Here is an 18,342-nt window from a genome sequence, read left to right on the forward strand (position 1 = left end):
GGCCGTGGGACTTGTGTCTAGTGACGTAGCTTGGTCCTGGGTTTGTTGCCAAGCGAAGAAAAGGCTGTGGGGGCCCGCAGTGCTGGCCCCCACAGCCGATTCCCGCCGGGTTGCTACTCCCCGATGGGGCCGATCGGAACGATCTTCCCGTTTTCCACCTTGTAGCCGTAGACGGTCGGAGCCTGGAGCTCGCCCTTGGCATCCCACTTGTAGTGCTTGCTGAAGCCGTCCTTGTCGTAGGACTTCACCCACGACAGCAGGTCTGCGCGGCTCTGCTTGCCCGCGTCGATGCCGGACAGGAGCACCGTTGCGGCATCGTAGCCTTCAATGGAGTATGTGCCGGGCTCGGCACCCTTTGAGACGTCCTTGTACGCGGACGCGAAGTCCGGGATCAGTTCACCCGGGAGGCAGGGGCAGGTGAAGTAGGCGTTGTTCGAGGCGTCGCCTGCCTGCTTGATGAACTGGTCATCCTTGACACCGTCGGGTGCCACGAACGTTCCGGTGAATCCCTTTCCGACCAGCTGCTGGTCGAACGGTGCGCCTTCGGCGTAGTAGCCGGCGTAGAAGACGGCGTCGGCCTTGGCGTTCATGATCTTGGAGATGACTGCGGAGAAGTCCTTCTGCCCCGTGGTGACCTTCTCCGTGCCGGCCAGGGCGCTGCCCAGGCCTGCGGAGGTGGAGGTTCCCAGGCCGATGCCGTAGTCGGAGTCGTCCTGGACCAGGTAGACCTTCTTGGCCCCGAGCTTGCCGGTGAGGAACTTCGCGGCCGCCGGGCCCTGGACGGCGTCGTTGCCGAGGCCTCGGAAGAAGGTGGTCCAGCCGTTTTCGGTCAGCGTGGGGTTGGTGGCCGACGGGGTGATGTGGACCAGGCCCTTCTGCTCGAAAATGTTGCCGGTTGCCTTGGACTCACCGGAGAACGGCAGGCCGATGACACCAAGGATGTCGGACTCGCTCACCAACTGGGTCACCGGGCCGGTGGCCTTGTTGGGGTCACCTTCGGTATCGAACTTCTTGAACTGGACCTGGCAGCCGGGGTTGGCTTTGTTGTGCTGGTCGATGGCGAGCTGGATGCCGTTGAAAATGTTGACGCCCAGCTGGGCGTTCGGGCCGGTCTGCGCGCCGGCATAGGCCAGCGTGGTGGTGGCCGGGCAGGTTGCCTTGCCGTCGCCGGCCGGCTTGACCGCGCCGGAAGGAACATCCACCTTCGAAATGGCGGGGATGTTCACTTTGCTGGAGGAGCCGGAGCTTTCGGTGGTGCCGGGGCCCGCCTGGTTGGCGCAGGCCGACAGCAGCATGCTGAATGTGGCTGCTGCTGCCAACGAGGTGAGGACTTTCTTTCGGTACATTTGTCTGCCTTCCGAAACAGGGCCATGCGATGCGCGTGCGGATCAATGGGGCGCTGCGGCGCCCGAAAATGGGACCAGGTATTCCTGATTTAGGTTCAAGCTAGTGCATGGAGGGCAGCGAATCTAAGTGACTGAGGTCACAGCCTTATAACAGTCGTTGCCTATGTGGAATTAAATGGCGAAAGCCGCCTGCAATGCAGGCGGCTTTCGATCGTGGGGGCGTCGGTTCCCCGCGCGTGGCAGTTGTACCCCAGGTGGGACTCGAACCCACAACACGCGGATTTTAAGTCCGCTGCCTCTGCCAATTGGGCTACTGGGGCGCCGGGTCAATGGTACCTGCCGGCGACGCATTGCCGGGAAACGCGGACGGCGGCCGTCCCCGGAAAGGGGACGGCCGCCGTCGGCGTGCTGATGCGGCGTGGACGCGCTACTTGGCGTTGGCCGCCACCGCTTCCTTCGGAGCGGGCGTGGCGGATGAACCGGAGCCGGACGCAGGAACGGCTGCGGGTGCAGCCGCAGGCTTGGGAGCCGGGGTGGCCGCCGCGACGAAGGCGCCGCGCGGGTTGTCCAGGTCCAGCAGCTGCGTGGTGTCGCGGCCGGCAAAGAAGCTGATGATCCAGTTCAGGATGACGCGGAACTTGCGCTCAACGGTGGGCATGGCCATGCCGTGGTAGCCGCGGTGTGCCAGCCACGCGAGGCCGCCCTTGAGGCCGATCCGGCCCAGGAGGTTGATGTTGGCAACACCCTTCCATTCGCCGAAGCCGGCCACAGCACCGAGGTTCTTGTGCTTGTAGTCCCCCAGCGGCTTCTCCCAGCGCGAGGCCCAGAGGTTTTTCGCGAGGCGCTTGGCCTGGCGGAGGGCGTGCTGGGCGTTCGGGACGCAGGTGCCGTCCGGAAGGCCCTTGCCGGTGAGGTCCGGAACAGCCGCGATATCACCGGCTGCCCAGGCGTTCTCCACGATGCCTTCGTCGCCCGCGATGCGCAGGTCCGGCAGGACGCGGACGCGGCCGCGCGGCTCGAGCGGGAAGTCGGTGGAACGGACCATGGGGTTGGCCTGCACGCCTGCAGTCCACACCAGGGTGTCGGCCTCGAATTCCTGCGCGGGGGTCTTGTCCGGCAGGTTGATGAGCTTCAGGCTGCCCTCGGCGCTGTCCAGCGACGTGTTCAGCAGGACCTCGATGCCGCGGCTGCGGAGGTGCTCCACTACCCAGTCGGCCTGCTTGGCGGTGACCTCGGGCATGATGCGGCCCATGGCTTCAACGAGGACGAAGCGGATTTCCTCCTGCTTGACGCGCGGGTTGTTGCGCACGGCGGCGCGGGCGAGGTCTTCCATTTCGGTGATGCATTCGATGCCGGCGAAGCCGCCGCCGACCACCACGAAGGTGAGGGCCTTGGCGCGTGCAGCGGGGTCCGTCATGGTGGAGGCAACTTCGATGCGCTCCAGCAGCTTGTTGCGCAGGGCAACGGCTTCCTCGATGGTCTTCAGGCCGATGCCCTTATCCGCCAGGCCCTTGATGGGGAACGTGCGGGTGATGGCGCCGGCTGCGAGGACGACATCGAAGTAGGGAACCTCAAAGTTCTCGCCGCCGTCGGAGGGAGCCACCACAGCCGTCCGGTTGACGTGGTCGATCGAGGTGACGCGGCCCTGGATCAGTTCCGTCTGCTTGAGGTGCTGGCGGTGGGACACCACCGCGTGGCGGGCTTCGATGTTGCCGCCGGCTACTTCGGGAAGGAAGGGCTGGTAAGTCATGTAGGGCAGGGGATCAACGACGGTGACGATGCCACCGGCATTCGCGATCTTCTTCTGCAGTTTCAGTGCTACGTACAGGCCGACGTACCCGCCGCCGACGACGAGTACCCTGGGACGGTCCTGGAGCTGTGGGGTGGTTGCCATAGTTTAAGGATAGCGCAGTTTGTGAAAATCTTCACTAACTTGGTCGCTGGTCCGTAACGTGGGATTCACGGGGCAGATTCACCCGTTCCACCACTCCTGTTTCCGGGTCCTCCCCGGCCAGGGCCGGGTTGCGGGATGCCCGCCTGAGCTGGAAGGCGGCTGCCGCGACGATGGCCACGAACAGGGCGGCGAAACCAATCACGACGGCGGCGCCGATGGCACTGTCGCGCTGCGAGGGGGCCTTGGCGGCCGGGACGGTTGCCTCCGGCAGGGTCGGCGCCGCGCTGGGCGCCGGGGTGGCGGAGGGAAGCGGGGTTGCCGGTGCTGCGTTGCCGCGCCGGTGGACACGGATCCATTCGGCAATGGTGCCCAGCGGGTTCACCGACACTTCCGGGACGTCGGCCTTGAGCGCGGCCTCCGCGTTGAGGATGCCGTAGCCGTACAGCGGGTCCTTGCCGGGCGCACCGGCATCCCTAGCCGTCGAGACGATCCTGTTAATGACCTGCTCCGCACTCATGTCCGGCCATTTGGACCGGATCAGGGCGGCCACCCCGGCAACGATCGGCGTGGACCCCGACGTTCCGGCCCACTCCGCGTAGCTCCCGCCGGGGAGCCCGCCCACCAGGTTCTCCGCCGGCGCGGCCACACCGATGCTGATCCCCTGCGACGAAGCATCCACGCTGGCGGTGTTCTTGCGGTCCAGGCCGGCGACGGTGAGGACACCGGGAATGGTTGCAGGAGCGCCCACCTGGGTGTTGCCACCCACCCGGTTGCCGGCCGCGGCCACGATGACCACATCCTTTTGTTCGGCATACAGGAACGCCGCGTCCCAGCTTTGGGGCCACTGGGGTGTCGTGCTGCCGAGCGAAATGTTGATGACCTTGGCACCGTTGTCCACGGCCCAGCGGACGGCCTCGGGAATCTGGTCCTGGTCGCTCTTGCCGGACGGGTTCGGTGAACCCAGCCAGGTGGAGACGGAAAGGAGCTGCGCTTCCGGTGCCACGCCCATGATCCCGTCCGGCGGCGTGCCCGCAGGCCCGGGGCTGGGGGTGGGTGAGGCATTGGCCGGCTGGTGCCCGCGGCCTGCCAGCATGGTGGCCACCAAGGTGCCATGTTCGGGCTTGGAACCAACGCTTTTCTGGCCGTCCGGCTGGCCCGAGCCGGACGCGTCATATCCGCCGGTGACCGCACCCTTGAGGTCCGGATGCTGGGCGTCAATGCCGCTGTCGATGACGGCTACCTTGACTCCGGCGCCCTTGGAGACCTCCCAGGCCTTGGTGATGCCGGAATCTGCCAGCCAATATTCTTTGTCGCGCCAATCGTCGGCCTTGGCCGCGGGGGCGGTAAAGAGGCCGGCGCACAGGAAACATGCTGCGAGCAGGACAGCGACAAGGGCGGCGGCCCGGCGCGGAAGCGGGGTCGGAGCTGGGGTGGACTGCATGGGACTAGCCGATGCTCAGGGCGATGCCGTCAAGGATGTCGTGCTCGCTCGCGGTGGCGGACGTGATCCTGCCGCCGGTCAGCGTGCCCATCCGTTCCAGGATGCGGCGCCATACCAGTCCCCCGGCGCCAATCACATCCACCCGGCCCGGGTGCATGTACGGCAGTCCGGCGCGCTGGGTCCGCGTCATGGTGAGCAGGTCGGTGGCAGCGGCGCGCACTTCCCCAAGGGGCAGCTCAGCGCCGTGGATGGCCTGCGGCGAATATTCGGGCAGGCGGAGGGCGTGCGCGGTGATGGTGGTGACGGACCCGGCCACACCGACGACGGCGGCGGCGCGTTCCAGCGGAACGTCGCGTCCGGCACGGGCCAAGGCGGCGTCGACGTCGGCTTCGGCGGCCGCCACCTGTTCGGCGGTGGGCGGATCGTCACGCAGGTGCCGCTCAGTGAGGCGAACGCAGCCGATGTCCACGGACTTGGCGGCCGTAACCCCGAAGGCGGTGCCGAGGACAAATTCGGTACTTCCGCCGCCGAGGTCCACCACCAGGACTTCGCGGCCGTCGAGGATGGGCAGCACACTGCTGGCGCCGGCGAAGGACAGGGCCGCTTCCTCGTCACCGGAGATGACCTCAGGTTCGACTCCCAGCAGCTCCCGGATGCCGTCCACGAAGACGTCACGGTTGCGCGCGTCGCGGCTTGCCGAGGTCGCGACGAACCGGGTGCGTTCCGCCCCGTGCTCACGGATGAGGCGGGCATAGTCGGCGGCGGCGGCAAAGGTGCGTTCCAGCGCTTCCGGAGCCAGCTCGCCCGTGGCGTCCACCCCCTGGCCCAACCGGACCACGCGCATTTCCCGGACGACGTCGGTCAGGGCCGCGCTGCCGCTGCTGCGGTCGATATCCGCGATCAGGAGCCGGATGGAGTTGGTGCCGCAGTCGATGGCGGCCACGCGCGTCATTCCGCCACCCCGGCGTCGCGGGAAGGCTTGCGGACGGGCGCAGGGCGGCCGACGATGCCCGGCAGGCCCTGGGGGCCGTGGCGGCTGAGGTCCCTGGACGGGGCTTCCCCGGTGGTGTCCCAGGCGCCGTCGCAGTAGCACTTGTCCGCCGTCCACCACTCGCTGATCATTCCAAGGGCCTGGTCGCCGAGCGGGTTGACGCCGGGACCGGACGCCAGGGAGTGGCCCACCAGGACGTGCAGGCACTTGACGCGTACGGGCATACCCCCGGCCGAGACGCCGTCGATTTCCGGCACCGGGCCGATGCCGGAACGCTCGCCGATCGCATTCCGGGCGGCCAGGTATTCGTCATGGGCCGAACGGTAGGCCGCCGCGAGCGCGGGGTCCCCGGCGAGCTGGTCATTCATCTCATTCATGACGCCTGAGGCTTCCAGCCGGGACACTGCGGAGGTGATCACCGGGTGGGTCAGGTAGAACGTGGTGGGGAACGGGGTCCCGTTGCTGAGCCGGGGTGCGGTCGCGGCGACCAGCGGGTTGCCACAGACGCACCGCGCCGGAATTTCCACGACATCGCGGACAGGACGCCCCAGCTGCCTGCTCAGTACGTCAAGGTCGTGTGCTGTCGGTTGGCGGGATTCGTCCCGGGCGGCTTCCGTGCTGTGTTCCATTGTCGCGGGCCGTCCTTCCTGTGCGGTTCAGTCTGTGGCCGCACGCCTGATGGACTCCCACAGGGAATCCACCCACGGCAGATCGGCGGGGTCTTGTGCTGTTGCGCCGGCGGGGCTACTGCTTTCTCCAGCCGGTTCATCGCTGCCAAAAACCCAGTAGCCGGTTTCGCCCGGCATAACCATGTTAATGCGGTCGCGGGCCTGCTGCTTGACGTAGTTGGGGTCCTGCCACCGCGAAACCTGCTGCCGGAGGGCATCACCCTGGGCCTGGCGTGCGGCGATATCGGCGTTCAGCGCGTCGATTTCGGCCTTTTTGTCGAAGAAGATCTTCACCGTGGGCGCCAGCATGATGGTGATGGCCACCATCACCACGGCCAGGGCCAGCATGCGGCCGGAGAACGCCTTGGCGGGGACAGGGTGCTGATCGTCATCGCCGCCCCGGCCGTCCTTGCCGTCAACGGAGCTGCTGCCCTTGCGTCCGGCGGACGTCTTCGTCGTGGTTGCGTCCCCCGGTTTTCCGGCGGGCCGGGCTGCAGTTCCGCGGCTCCCGTAGCCGTGCCCCGGTGACGCGCCTGCTGTGCCGGCGTCCTTCGCCGGGCGGAAATCCGCCCGGATGACCTCGGCCCCGCCGGAGGTACCGTCGTCGGCCGTATCCTTTGCCGGACGTGCGGGGGCGACCTTGGGAACTTTGGGGCGGCGGGTAGCCATGACACTCCTGAAACGCAGCCTCCCTGGGCCGCCACTATCTGTGCTGGACAAACACTGCTGAGACCAAAGCTGCGGAAAACAACAGCGGTGGCTATGGTCTTCCAACCATAGCCACCGCCGGTGCGTTTAGCCGGTTACTAGCCCTTGAAACGCGGGAACGCGCTGCGGCCGGCGTAGCGTGCGGCGTCGTCGAGTTCCTCTTCGATGCGCAGCAGCTGGTTGTACTTGGCAACGCGCTCGGAGCGGGCAGGTGCACCGGTCTTGATCTGGCCTGCGTTGGTGGCCACCGCGATGTCGGCGATCGTCGTGTCCTCGGTTTCACCGGAACGGTGCGAGGTGATGGTGGTGTAGCCTGCGCGCTGGGCCAGGCTGACGGCATCCAGGGTCTCGGTCAGGGAACCGATCTGGTTGACCTTGACCAGCAGGGAGTTGGCCGTCTTGGTGTCGATGCCGCGCTGCAGGATGGACGGGTTGGTGACGAAGAGGTCATCGCCCACCAGCTGGACCTTGTCGCCGATGGCGTCGGTGAGGGTCTTCCAGCCTTCCCAGTCGTTCTCGTCCAGCGGGTCCTCGATGGACACCAGCGGGTAGTCTGCAACGAGTTCGGCGTAGTAGGCGCTCATCTCGCTGGCGGACAGGGCCTTGCCTTCGAACTGGTAGGCACCATCCTTGAAGAACTCGGAGGAGGCGACGTCCAGGGCCAGGGCGATGTCCTTGCCCGGGGTGTAGCCGGCGTTCTTGATGGCTTCCTGGATCAGGTCCAGTGCCGCGCGGTTGGACGGGAGGTTCGGGGCGAAGCCGCCCTCGTCACCCAGGCCGGTGGACAGGCCCTGTTCCTTCAGGACGGACTTGAGGTTGTGGTACACCTCTACGCCCCAGCGCAGGCCCTCGGAGAAGGTTTCGGCGCCGATGGGGGCGATCATGAATTCCTGGATGTCGACATCGGAGTCGGCGTGGGACCCACCGTTGAGGATGTTCATCAGCGGCACAGGCAGGACGTGGGCGTTCGGGCCGCCCAGGTACTTGTAGAGGGGCAGGTCGGCGGATGCTGCGGCAGCGTTGGCGACGGCCAGGGAGACGCCCAGGATGGCGTTCGCGCCGAGCTTGCCCTTGTTGGGGGTGCCGTCCAGGTCCAGCATGGCCTGGTCGATGCTGCGCTGGTCGGTAGCGTCGAAGCCGGTCAGGGCGGGGGCGATCTGGTCGATCACGGCGTCGACGGCCTTCTGCACGCCCTTGCCGAGGTAGCGGCCCTTGTCGCCGTCGCGCAGTTCAACGGCTTCGTGCTCACCGGTGGAAGCACCGGAGGGAACTGCGGCGCGGCCGATCTGGCCGTCGGACAGCAGGACCTCAACTTCAACAGTGGGGTTGCCGCGGGAATCAAGGATCTCGCGGGCGTGGATGGCATCGATAAGCGCCATGAATTTGCTCCTTATGGGCGATTAACGGGGGGAATCAGGCAGAAAACTCGACGTACTCGTCAGGGACTAGCGTAGTCGAGAGTGCTCCGGGTTACTCAAACCGGTCAAGGCCCGGACGTCATGATGCTGCTTGGTCGCCGTGGTAGCGGCGTACGGCGGTACGGAGGGCACGCTCGGCGTCCATGCCGCGGTCCCGGGCGGACCGCACGACGGCGAGCAGCAGGGTTCCCAGTTCCTCCTCGCTTTCGGGGACGGGAACCCCTGCGGGCAGCCCGAGTCCTGCCCGGGCTGCACGGTCGAGCGATTTTTGCGCCTTGGCCAGTGCCGGGAGGGCAGCGGGGACTCCTTCGAAGGCATGGCGCCGCTCCGGGCGCTCTGCCCGTTTGACCGCGTCCCACGTCTGCTCAATTTCCGCCACCGTGGCAGGGAAGGTGTCCTGCAGGGATCCGTCGGGCCGGAAGACGTGCGGGTTCCGGCGGACCATCTTGGCAGCCAGGCCGCGCGCCACGTCGTCGAACGTGAACGCCCCGCGTTCCTCTGCCAGACGGGCGTGCAGCACCACCTGGAGCAGGACGTCACCGAGCTCGCCCTGGAGTTCGGCGTCGGGGTGGCCCTCCTCGATGGTCTCAGCCACCTCGTAGGCCTCCTCGAGGAGGTATTCCACCAGCGAGGCGTGCGTCAGGGCAGCCATCCAGGGGCAGTGCTCGCGCAGCTGGGCCATCTTTTCCAGCAGCTCCGCGGTGGCGGAGCTGCCGGGAGGAGGAACCTGGTCAGCCAAGATTGGCGTAGGCGTCGTTGATGTATTCCACCAGCGCTTCCTTTTCCTCCAAGGGCAGGAAGGATGCCTCGGCGGCGTTCAGGGTCAGTTCCAGCAGGTCGTCAAGGTCGTAGTCGAACGTCTCCACCAGCAGGTTGAACTCGTCCGTCAGCGTGACGCCGCTCATCAGGCGGTTGTCGGTGTTGATGGTCACGTTGAAGCCCAGCTGGTACAGCATGTCCAGCGGGTGGCTCTCGATACCCTCGCCGAATTCGGCGATGGCTCCGGTCTGGAGGTTGGAGGACGGGCAGATTTCCAGGGCGATGCCGCGGTCACGGACCCAGCTGGAGAGGTCGCCGAGGGTGACCAGGCCGACGGTGTCGCCGGCCTCGTCGTTCTCGTCGAATTCCACCATGATGTCCTCGGCGATCCGGACGCCGTGTCCCAGGCGGAGGGCCCGGCCGTCCACCAGTGCGGACTGGATGCTCTCCAGCCCCGCGGCCTCGCCGGCGTGCACCGTGGCGGGGAAGTTGTGCTGGGCCAGGTACGTGAAGGCGTCCTTGAAACGGCTGGGCAGGAAGCCGTCCTCCGCGCCTGCGATGTCAAAGCCCACAGCGCCCTGGTTGCGGTGGCGCACGGCGAGTTCGGCAATTTCCTGGCCGCGGTCTGCGTGGCGCATGGCGGTGATCAGCTGGCCCACCTGGATCTCCCGGCCGGACTCGGACACGGCCTCGACGCCGGCTTCCAGGCCGTCCTGGACCGCTTCCACGGCTTCATCCAGGCTGAGCCCCTTCTGCAGGTGCTGCTCGGGTGCCCACCGGACCTCGCCGTAGACAACGCCGTCATCCGCCAGGTCTTCGACGAACTCCTTGGCCACGCGGAACAGGCCGTCGTAGGTCTGCATCACGGCCACGGTGTGGTCGAAGGTTTCCAGGTAGCGGACCAAGGAGCCGGAGTCGGCGGATTCGCGGAACCACTCGCCCAGGGCAACCGGGTCCGTCGAGGGGAGGGTGTGCCCTACGGCTTCGGCCAATTCGATGATCGTGGCCGGACGGAGTCCCCCGTCCAAGTGGTCGTGAAGGGAAACCTTGGGCAGGCTCTTCAGGTCGAAATCAATGGCAGGGGCAGCGTCAAGAATGGGCTCAGTCACGTTCCCACCTTAGGGTGGGGCGGGGTTCAAAGCCAGCCGCTACTTGGCTGCGGGACCCGCATCCGCCGATGGCACCGTGAGGGGCCGGGTGCCGGGCCGTCCTTCCTGGCCCGGGGCGTTTTCGGCCCACCCGTCCACGTCGGCGTCAGCCTCGGGCGCATCATGGCGTCCCAGCCGTTTGTGCCACCAGCGCAGGGCGTGGTCGATCACGACGCCCAGGACTATCGCGAAGATGACGGCGATGCCGGCGCTCAGGAGCGGGTTGTGGTGCAGCCACGGGAAGGAGCTGGCCAGCACGCCAATGCCCAGCGAGTAGCCCACCCACGTGACGCAGGCAAAGGCGTCGAAGACGAAGAACCTGCGGTGTGAGAATCCGGTGCTGCCGGCCACGTAGTTGACGGCCACCCGTCCCCAGGGGATGTACCGGGCGGTGAAGATGAGTACCGCTCCGCGCTTCTCGAGCTCGTAGCGGGCCCAGGCGAAGACTTTCCGGACCTTGGGCCGGCGCATCCACGCCCACCGGTCCAGTCCGATCTTTCGGCCGAGCATATAGGCCATGTTGTCGCCGCAGATCGCGCCGATCAGGGCCGTCAGGCCAAGGATCCAGAGATTGGGTTCGCCGCTGTGCCGGGAGAAAGCCGCCAAAGCCACAATGAGGGTTTCGCTCGGGACCACCATGGCGAAGCCGTCCACGAAGAAGAACACCAGCAGCACGGGGTAGATCCACCACTGGCCCGCTGCATGGAGCACGGCCTCATTAATAAACTCCACGCGGTGTTGCTCCTGTAAAAAAATGGCACGGCCGAAGCGCCGCAGCCAAAGCGGAAATCGTTCCTAAGTGTCCCATGGCGGGGACGCAGTCCGCTACGCCCCGGCGCGCGGAATTATCCGGTTAAACGCGGGGCTCAGGCCCCGGGTTCCCGGATCCGTTCCACCACATTGGGTTTACCCCGGAATTTGTTGATCACCAGGTCCACCAGAATGCCCAGGGCTACGGCACAAACAATGGCGATCGCGGCACCCAGGACATGGTTGTCCTCGAACCATTGGCCGAAGAACAGCCCGATCGTCACGGAGTATCCGGCCCACAGGCTCGCGGAGAGGACGGTAAGGCCAACGAACCGCAGGTGCGGATAGTGGGTGACGCCGGCGGTCAGGTTGACCGCCACGCGGCCGATCGGAACGAACCGGGCCACCAGGATCAGCGACGCCGGCCGCTTACGCAGTTCCCGGCCCGCCCAGCGGAAGGCGGCCTGCATCCGCGGTCCGCGCATCCAGGCCCAGCGGGTGGTGCCCACCCGCCGGCCCAGGAGGTAGGCAATGTTGTCGCCCGCGAAGGCTCCGGCGGCAGCCACTCCGGCCAGGAGCAGGGGGTTGGGTACATCCGCGGTGGCGGCGACGGCGGCGAGGCCCACCACCACGGATTCGCTGGGCACGGGCGGGAAGAAGCCGTCAATGACGCAGCAAGCCAGCACCAGGACCAGCACCCAGGGCTGTCCGGCTGCGGCGAGGATGAAGTCGTTGATGGCCTGCATGGGTCCCTATGCTATGCGGTCGATGATCAGCTGCTGGGCAGGCCGCGAACCATCCGGAGCGATGACCACCGCGTGTTCGAGTGCTTCCCGGGCGCGGGCAAACCGGTCCGGGGTGTCCGTGAGCAGGGTCATCAGGGGTTCTCCGGCCCGGACGGTGGCGCCCGGTTTGGCATGCATCCGTACCCCGGCGCCGGCTTGGACGGCATCCTCCTTGCGGGCACGGCCTGCCCCCAGCCGCCACGCGGCCACACCGACGGCCAGGGCGTCGAGCTCCACCAGCACCCCGTCCGCGGGGGCGTAGACGACGTCGGATTCAGCGGCCACCGGCAGGGCTGCGTGCGGATCGCCTCCCTGGGCGGAGATCATCCGGTTCCACACGTCCATGGCGCGGCCGTCCTTGAGCGCGGCGGCGGGGTCGGCGTCGTGCACTCCTGCGGCGGCGAGCATCTCCTCGGCGAGCCGGACGGTCAACTCCACCACGTCTTCCGGGCCACCGCCGGCGAGGACCTCCACGGACTCCTCGACTTCGATCGCGTTGCCGGCGGTGAGGCCCAGCGGCGTGTTCATGTTGGTCAGCAGCGCCACCGTGTTGACGCCGGCGTCCTTGCCCAGGGCCACCATGGTCTCGGCCAGTTCCCGGGCCCGGGACTCGTCCTTCATGAACGCTCCGCTGCCCACCTTGACGTCCAGGACCAGCGAGCCCGTGCCCTCGGCGATCTTCTTGCTCATGATGGATGAGGCGATGAGCGGGACGGCTTCCACGGTGCCGGTCACGTCACGGAGCGCGTAAAGCTTCTTGTCTGCGGGGGCCAGGCCTGCACCGGCGGCACAGATCACTGCCCCGACGTCCTGAAGTTGGGCCAGGATCTCGCGGTTGGTCAGGTTTGCGCGCCACCCGGGAATGGACTCGAGCTTGTCCAGGGTGCCGCCTGTGTGGCCCAGTCCGCGGCCGGAGAGCTGCGGGACGGCGACGCCGAACACTGCCACGAGCGGGGCCAGCGGCAGGGTGATCTTGTCCCCCACCCCGCCGGTGGAGTGCTTGTCCGTCGTGTACTTCAGGCCGCCATCGGGGCGTCGAAGGCTGGAGAAGTCCATTCGCTCCCCGGACGCGATCATGGCGGCGGTCCAGCGGGCAATTTCCGCCCGGTCCATGCCGTTGAGCAGGATGGCCATGTTCAAGGCCGCCATCTGTTCGTCGGCAATGGCTCCACGCGTGTAGGCGTCGATGGTCCAGTCGATCTGTTCGGGGCTCAGCGTGCCTTTGTCCCGCTTGATGCGGATGATGTCCACGGCGTCGAATGCCTCGGCGTTGCTGGTGGTTTGGGTCACCGGGTCTCCTCCAGATGTTGGGGGCCAAATGCGTCGGGCAGCACCTGGTCCATCGTCCTGATGCCTTGGGTGGTCATGATTTCCATGTCCGGGGCGCGGAATTCGTACAGCAGCTGCCGGCAGCGGCCGCACGGCATCAGGACCGTGCCGCCGGCGTCGACGCAGTAGAACGCGCGCAATTGGCCGCCGCCGGTCATATGCAGGTTGCCTACGAGGGCGCATTCGGCGCAGAGGGTAAGGCCGTAGCTGGCGTTTTCCACGTTGCAGCCGCTGACGATCCGGCCGTCCGTGGTGAGCGCGGCCGCCCCCACCGCGAAGTTCGAATACGGCGCGTAGGCATTCGCCATGGCGGCTACGGCGGCAGCCTCAAGCGCGGCCCAATCGACGCCGGGATTCCCTTGGGTGCCGGGGGCTTCGGTTTCCGTCACCTGCTCACCCCTTGACGTACGGGATGCCGTCGGCTGCGGGCGGCCGGGACCGCCCCACCAGGCCTGCCACGGCGATGACGGTCAGGGCGTACGGCAGCATCGCCATGAACTGGCTGGGCACGGGCGAGCCAATGATGGTGATGATGCTCTGCAGGTTGTCGGCGAACCCGAAGAGCAGCGCGGCCAGGAAGGCTCCGATGGGATTCCAGCGGCCGAAGATCATGGCGGCAAGGGCGATGTAGCCGCGGCCGCCGGACATGTCCTTGCTGAACGCGTCGACGGAGACGAGGGTGAAGAAGGAGCCGCCGATACCGGCGATCGCCCCGCCCATCAGGACGTTGATGAACCGGGTGCGGTTGACGTTGATACCCACGGTGTCCGCTGCTTGGGGGTGTTCACCGACGGCGCGGACGCGCAGGCCCCACTTGGTGTGGAAGAGCCCGACGTACACCACGATTACGGCCACGTACATCAGGTAGCCCACCAGGGACTGCCGGAACAGGATGGGTCCGATGATCGGGATGTCGGCGAGGAACGGGATATCCACTGCCTGGAGCCGGCCGGGCTTGTTGAGGTGTTCCGGATCCGCCGTGAGCAGGGTGGAGAACAGGAAGCTGGTGAGCCCGCTGATCAGCACGTTGAGGACCACGCCGACGATGATCTGGTTGACGAGGTACTTGATACTCACCACGGCCAGGACCAGGGACACAAGTGCACCGGCCACCGCCGCCGAGATCAGTCCCACGTAGACATTGCCGGTCACGGTGGCTACGACGGCGGCGGAGAACGCACCGAGCAGGAGCTGGCCTTCGATGGCGATGTTGACCACGCCGGCCCGTTCGCACAGCACGCCGGACAGCGAGCCGAACACCAAGGGTACGGCCAGCGTCACGGCACCTGCCATCAGGCCGCCCAGGGAGATGGAGGGTTCGGGGTCACGGCCCCCGGCGACGATCCAGATCATGAACCCGACCAGGAAGACGACGGCGAAGAGACCGCCCAGCCATCCGGGGGTGCGCCGCCGCTGCAGGGTCAGCAGGATGGCGTACCCGGCCAGGCCGAGCAACAAGAGGGCGCAAATCCAGCCGAAGACCATCGACGGCACGGTGATCTTTTCCACCTGGGCGACGCCGAGGGCGGCCAGTCCCAGGACCACGACGGCAGCGATGGTGGTGGCGGGAATCCAGCGGTCCACTCCCCCACCCTCGCGGCGCTGGCTGATCCAGCGGTAGCCGACGTAAGCGGCGGCAGCCAACGCCACGACAAGGGTGATCCACGCCGCGGTGGAGGAAGCGTTTGGGTCGCGGGCTTCAGCGATCCGGAATCCGGCAGATTTTGTGTTGGCGAGGAATCCAAACAGCACGGTGCCCAGGATGGCGAGCAGGCCCAGGCCGACGCCGGCCTTCCAGCTCACCAGTTCCGTTGTCCCTGCCCGGCCTCCGGCACGGTTGGCTCCGGTGGTTTTCCCGGTTCCAGGTTGTTTGCTCGCGGGAGATTGTGTGGTGGCGCTCATGCTGCCGCTCCGCTCTTGACGCCGCCGGTATGCGAACCGGCGGTCCCACTTGTGGTGGTCTTCTTCTTACGGGGGTTGAGTCCGAATATCGCACGGACCAGCGGCGGTGCTGCGATAAACAGCACGATCAGGGACTGGATGACGAGCACAATGTCGATGGGGGTTTGGGTCTGTGCCTGCATTGCCACGCCGCCGGCACGGAAGGCGCCGAACAGCAGGCCCGCAAAGAAGGTTCCCCACGGCGTGGAGCGTCCCAGCAGTGCGACGGTAATGGCGTCAAAACCGATGGAGGCGGCGACACCGCCGGAGAGGTACTTTTCCGTGCCGGACACCTGCGCCACACCGGCCAGGCCGGCCAGCGCACCCGCGATCGCCATCACCAGGATGGTGCTGCGGGCAACGTTGATGCCGGCGGTACGGGCAGCACTGGGGTTCGCCCCAACGGCGCGGAACTCAAAACCGATCGTGGAGCGGTTCAGCAGCCACCAGACGAAGGCGGTGGCCGCTATCGCGACCAGGAAACCGGCGTGCAGGCGGAACTGCGGTCCGAGCAGCTCCGGGAACAACGCGGTGGAGTCAAGGAACGGGGAGATCGGGTTGGTGGAACCCTTGCGCTGGAAAGCGGGGGTGGTGAGCAGGAAGAGCAGCAGGAAGTTGGCGATGTAGTTGAGCATGATGGTCACGATCACCTCATGGGCCCCAGTCCGCGCCTTCAGCAGGCCCACGACGCCGCCCCAGACCGCGCCGCCAACCAGGCCGGCGAGGATGACGACCAGCAGGTGCAGGCCGATGGGCAGGTGCCAGGCGAAGCCGACGTAGGCGCCGAAGAGCGCGCCGAAGATGATCTGCCCCTGGGCGCCGATGTTGAACAGGCCGGCGCGGAACGCCAGCGCGACGCCGAGCCCGGCGCAGATCAAGGGGGTTGCGACCGTGAGGGTCTCGGTGATCGGGTACAGCTGGGCGGCCAGGTCGGCGCCGGCCCAGTTGAAGATGGATCCCTGCACCAGTGCGGTATAGGGACGGATGACCTCGGCCAGGAGGTCTCCGGGCTGGGCGAAGAAGTAACCGGCCGTGACGGCGACCTTGGGGTTGGTCACCGCCATCAGGATGCCGCCGAGCACGATGGCGAGCAGCACGGAGAGGAAGGAGACCATGGCGTTGCCGGTGAAGATCTGGTGCAGGACGGATCCGTCCCCGTCCCGGTGGTCCCGGCCGCGCAGCTGGGTGGCCGCCGGAACGGCGGACGGCGGCATCTGGCCCCCGGCGGTGTCCAGCGCGACGTCGGAGGCGACGGCCTCGGAGGTGGTGCCGCCTGGCACCGGGGCAGGGGCAGGCTCGGGGGCGCTGTTATGGCCCGTGGCCTGCGGGTCCGGGGTTGTCTTCTCAGACATGGGTTTCTCCTTCGTGGCCGGCAGGCTCGGATACCGTCGGTGCGACCGTTGCGCCGGAAGCATGGGCGGCGGCATTGGCTTCGGCTTCCGCGGCCGGGACACCGGCCATCATCAGGCCCAGGACGTCGCGGGACGTGGTGGCAGGCACAATTCCCACCAGCCGGCCGCGGTAGAGCACCGCGATCCGGTCTGCCAACTGCAGTACTTCGTCAAGTTCCGTGGACACAATCATGACGGGTGTTCCGTGGTCACGTTCGGCGATGACGCGCTTGTGGACGAATTCGATCGAGCCGACGTCAAGCCCGCGCGTGGGCTGCGAAGCGATAAACAGGCGCAGCGGGCGGGAGAGCTCACGGGCCAGGACGACCTTCTGCTGGTTGCCGCCGGAGAGGGTGCCCACCGCGGCGGACACGGAAGGGGTGCGGACATCGAATTCCTCGACCTTCCTGGTGGCGTTCTCCGCGATGACGCCCGGTTTCATCCCCACGCCGCGGGCGAAGGGTGCCTTGTCGTAGAGGTCCAGGATCATGTTCTCGGAGATGGTGAACGTGCCCACCAGGCCGTCAAGGGTGCGGTCCTCCGGGACGAAGCCCACGCCCGCACCGAGCACATGCTTGACGCTCTTGCCCAACAATTCCTCGCCGTCGAGCGTGATGGACCCGGCTACGTGCGGCTGCACGCCGAGGATCGCCTCGGTGAGCTCCGTCTGGCCGTTGCCCTGCACCCCCGCGATGGCGAGGACTTCGCCCTTGGCGATGTCGAATGACAGGTCATCGACCACGTGCTGGCCGTTGTGGTCCGTGACGGTCAGGTTGCGGACTTTGAAGGTCACGTCACCGGTCTTCGCCGGTGCCTTGTCAAGCGTCAAGCTCACGGTGCGGCCCACCATGGCGGACGCCAGTTCGGTGGGGGAAGCTGTGGGGTCAGCCTGCCCCACCACCTTGCCGCGGCGGATGACCGTGATGGTGTCCGAGATGGCTTTGACTTCACGCAGTTTGTGGGAGATGAAGACGATCGACTTACCGTCGCGCTTCAGCTGCCGGATGATGTCCAGGAGTTCGTCGGTTTCCTGCGGCGTCAACACGGCGGTGGGTTCGTCCAGGATGAGCACCTCGGCGTCGCGAACCAGTGCCTTGATGATCTCGACCCGCTGCTGGACGCCGACGGGGAGGTCCTCCACCATGGCGTCGGGGTCGACATCGAACCCGTATTGATCCGAGATGCGGCGGATCTTCTCGCGCGTGGCTTCCAGGTTGAGCAGGCCGGCGGCCTTGGTGGTCTCATTGCCCAGCGCCACGTTCTCGGCCACGCTGAAGACCGGGATGAGCATGAAGTGCTGGTGGACCATACCGATGCCGGCCGCCATGGCCTCGCCGGGGTCTTTGAAGACGACGGGCTTGCCATCGACCAGGATTTCGCCTTCAGTCGGATCGTACAGGCCGTAGAGCACGTTCATCAGGGTGGATTTCCCTGCGCCGTTCTCTCCCAGGAGGCAGTGCACCTGCCCCGGTTCGACGACCAAATCGATGTGGTCATTGGCTACCAAGGACCCGAATCGCTTCGTGATCCCCTTCAGTTCGAGTTTCAAAACCCCAACCAATCTGTGTGTGTATGGATCTGCTCCGGCGCGCTGTCGGCGGCAAGGCAGCGGGTAGTCCCAGCCTAGTGTCACGGGTGGTTCCTGGGCAGGGCGGGCAGGCGGGAAAAAGGACCGCCTGCATGGCGCTGGCGGCAGTGCGTTGCCAGCAAAACAGAACGCGCTGCCCTCCGGCCGGGGTAACGGCGGAAGGGCAGCGCGCCCCGCTGTTCAGT

At 66.8% G+C, this 18,342-nt stretch carries 16 protein-coding genes and 1 tRNA gene; all 17 read right to left on the reverse strand.

Annotated elements, in window-relative coordinates; all coding sequences use genetic code 11:
* Positions 1 to 113: 113 nt before the first annotated feature.
* Positions 114 to 1,346 carry a branched-chain amino acid ABC transporter substrate-binding protein gene (locus QRM95_RS14760; protein ID WP_285248297.1) on the reverse strand — a complete coding sequence of 411 codons (1,233 nt, stop codon included), beginning with the start codon at positions 1,344 to 1,346 and terminating at the stop codon, positions 114 to 116.
* 246 nt (positions 1,347 to 1,592) lie between these two features.
* Positions 1,593 to 1,666: transfer RNA gene (locus QRM95_RS14765), tRNA-Leu, on the reverse strand.
* 107 nt (positions 1,667 to 1,773) lie between these two features.
* On the reverse strand, positions 1,774 to 3,240 hold the full coding sequence (locus QRM95_RS14770; protein ID WP_285248298.1) for an NAD(P)/FAD-dependent oxidoreductase: 1,467 nt from the start codon (positions 3,238 to 3,240) through the stop codon (positions 1,774 to 1,776).
* A 34-nt stretch (positions 3,241 to 3,274) separates the two neighbouring features.
* Positions 3,275 to 4,681, reverse strand: coding sequence for a S8 family serine peptidase (locus QRM95_RS14775; RefSeq protein WP_285248299.1), 1,407 nt, complete (start codon positions 4,679 to 4,681; stop codon positions 3,275 to 3,277).
* Positions 4,682 to 4,685: 4 nt separating this feature from the next.
* Positions 4,686 to 5,633 carry a Ppx/GppA phosphatase family protein gene (locus QRM95_RS14780; RefSeq protein ID WP_285248300.1) on the reverse strand — a complete coding sequence of 316 codons (948 nt, stop codon included), beginning with the start codon at positions 5,631 to 5,633 and terminating at the stop codon, positions 4,686 to 4,688.
* Entirely contained in the window at positions 5,630 to 6,301 is a 672-nt protein-coding gene (locus QRM95_RS14785) for a DUF501 domain-containing protein (protein ID WP_018761909.1), read from the reverse strand. Before QRM95_RS14785 ends, QRM95_RS14780 begins: the two co-directional genes overlap by 4 nt.
* Before the next feature lie 27 nt (positions 6,302 to 6,328).
* Positions 6,329 to 7,009 (reverse strand): FtsB family cell division protein, encoded by a 681-nt coding sequence (locus QRM95_RS14790; protein ID WP_018761910.1) that lies wholly within the window; start codon positions 7,007 to 7,009, stop codon positions 6,329 to 6,331.
* Positions 7,010 to 7,146: 137 nt separating this feature from the next.
* Complete coding sequence (gene eno, locus QRM95_RS14795; protein WP_018761911.1) at positions 7,147 to 8,427, reverse strand: phosphopyruvate hydratase; 1,281 nt, start codon at positions 8,425 to 8,427, stop codon at positions 7,147 to 7,149.
* Positions 8,428 to 8,545: 118 nt separating this feature from the next.
* A complete protein-coding gene (locus QRM95_RS14800) occupies positions 8,546 to 9,118 on the reverse strand; it encodes a MazG nucleotide pyrophosphohydrolase domain-containing protein (protein ID WP_285248339.1) in 573 nt (190 codons plus the stop codon).
* A 79-nt stretch (positions 9,119 to 9,197) separates the two neighbouring features.
* Complete coding sequence (locus tag QRM95_RS14805; protein WP_285248301.1) at positions 9,198 to 10,334, reverse strand: adenosine deaminase; 1,137 nt, start codon at positions 10,332 to 10,334, stop codon at positions 9,198 to 9,200.
* Between the two features lie 39 nt (positions 10,335 to 10,373).
* Positions 10,374 to 11,105 carry a DedA family protein gene (locus QRM95_RS14810; protein ID WP_285248302.1) on the reverse strand — a complete coding sequence of 244 codons (732 nt, stop codon included), beginning with the start codon at positions 11,103 to 11,105 and terminating at the stop codon, positions 10,374 to 10,376.
* 134 nt (positions 11,106 to 11,239) lie between these two features.
* Positions 11,240 to 11,869: a DedA family protein gene (locus QRM95_RS14815; protein WP_285248303.1), complete on the reverse strand. Its 630-nt coding sequence runs from the start codon at positions 11,867 to 11,869 to the stop codon at positions 11,240 to 11,242.
* A 6-nt stretch (positions 11,870 to 11,875) separates the two neighbouring features.
* Complete coding sequence (locus QRM95_RS14820) at positions 11,876 to 13,198, reverse strand: thymidine phosphorylase (RefSeq protein WP_285248304.1); 1,323 nt, start codon at positions 13,196 to 13,198, stop codon at positions 11,876 to 11,878.
* Complete coding sequence (locus QRM95_RS14825; protein ID WP_285248305.1) at positions 13,195 to 13,626, reverse strand: cytidine deaminase; 432 nt, start codon at positions 13,624 to 13,626, stop codon at positions 13,195 to 13,197. The genes QRM95_RS14820 and QRM95_RS14825 overlap by 4 nt, the downstream gene beginning before the upstream one ends.
* A 4-nt stretch (positions 13,627 to 13,630) precedes the next feature.
* Positions 13,631 to 15,139 carry an ABC transporter permease gene (locus QRM95_RS14830; protein ID WP_285248306.1) on the reverse strand — a complete coding sequence of 503 codons (1,509 nt, stop codon included), beginning with the start codon at positions 15,137 to 15,139 and terminating at the stop codon, positions 13,631 to 13,633.
* Positions 15,136 to 16,530: an ABC transporter permease gene (locus QRM95_RS14835; protein ID WP_285248307.1), complete on the reverse strand. Its 1,395-nt coding sequence runs from the start codon at positions 16,528 to 16,530 to the stop codon at positions 15,136 to 15,138. The genes QRM95_RS14830 and QRM95_RS14835 overlap by 4 nt, the downstream gene beginning before the upstream one ends.
* A complete protein-coding gene (locus QRM95_RS14840; protein ID WP_285248308.1) occupies positions 16,523 to 18,118 on the reverse strand; it encodes an ABC transporter ATP-binding protein in 1,596 nt (531 codons plus the stop codon). Before QRM95_RS14840 ends, QRM95_RS14835 begins: the two co-directional genes overlap by 8 nt.
* Positions 18,119 to 18,342: the final 224 nt, after the last annotated feature.

Source organism: Pseudarthrobacter sp. efr-133-R2A-89, assembly GCF_030209315.1.
Classification (GTDB): Bacteria; Actinomycetota; Actinomycetes; order Actinomycetales; family Micrococcaceae; genus Arthrobacter.

Bases quoted from the DNA above. Each gene is read 5' to 3' on its own strand.
- QRM95_RS14760 (WP_285248297.1), bottom strand. From the start codon at position 1,346: ATGTACCGAAAGAAAGTCCTCACCTCGTTGGCAGCAGCAGCCACATTC.
- QRM95_RS14770 (WP_285248298.1), bottom strand. From the start codon at position 3,240: ATGGCAACCACCCCACAGCTCCAGGACCGTCCCAGGGTACTCGTCGTC.
- QRM95_RS14775 (WP_285248299.1), bottom strand. From the start codon at position 4,681: ATGCAGTCCACCCCAGCTCCGACCCCGCTTCCGCGCCGGGCCGCCGCC.
- QRM95_RS14780 (WP_285248300.1), bottom strand. From the start codon at position 5,633: ATGACGCGCGTGGCCGCCATCGACTGCGGCACCAACTCCATCCGGCTC.
- QRM95_RS14785 (WP_018761909.1), bottom strand. From the start codon at position 6,301: ATGGAACACAGCACGGAAGCCGCCCGGGACGAATCCCGCCAACCGACA.
- QRM95_RS14790 (WP_018761910.1), bottom strand. From the start codon at position 7,009: ATGGCTACCCGCCGCCCCAAAGTTCCCAAGGTCGCCCCCGCACGTCCG.
- eno (WP_018761911.1), bottom strand. From the start codon at position 8,427: ATGGCGCTTATCGATGCCATCCACGCCCGCGAGATCCTTGATTCCCGC.
- QRM95_RS14800 (WP_285248339.1), bottom strand. From the start codon at position 9,118: ATGGCTGCCCTGACGCACGCCTCGCTGGTGGAATACCTCCTCGAGGAG.
- QRM95_RS14815 (WP_285248303.1), bottom strand. From the start codon at position 11,869: ATGCAGGCCATCAACGACTTCATCCTCGCCGCAGCCGGACAGCCCTGG.
- QRM95_RS14830 (WP_285248306.1), bottom strand. From the start codon at position 15,139: ATGAGCGCCACCACACAATCTCCCGCGAGCAAACAACCTGGAACCGGG.
- QRM95_RS14835 (WP_285248307.1), bottom strand. From the start codon at position 16,530: ATGTCTGAGAAGACAACCCCGGACCCGCAGGCCACGGGCCATAACAGC.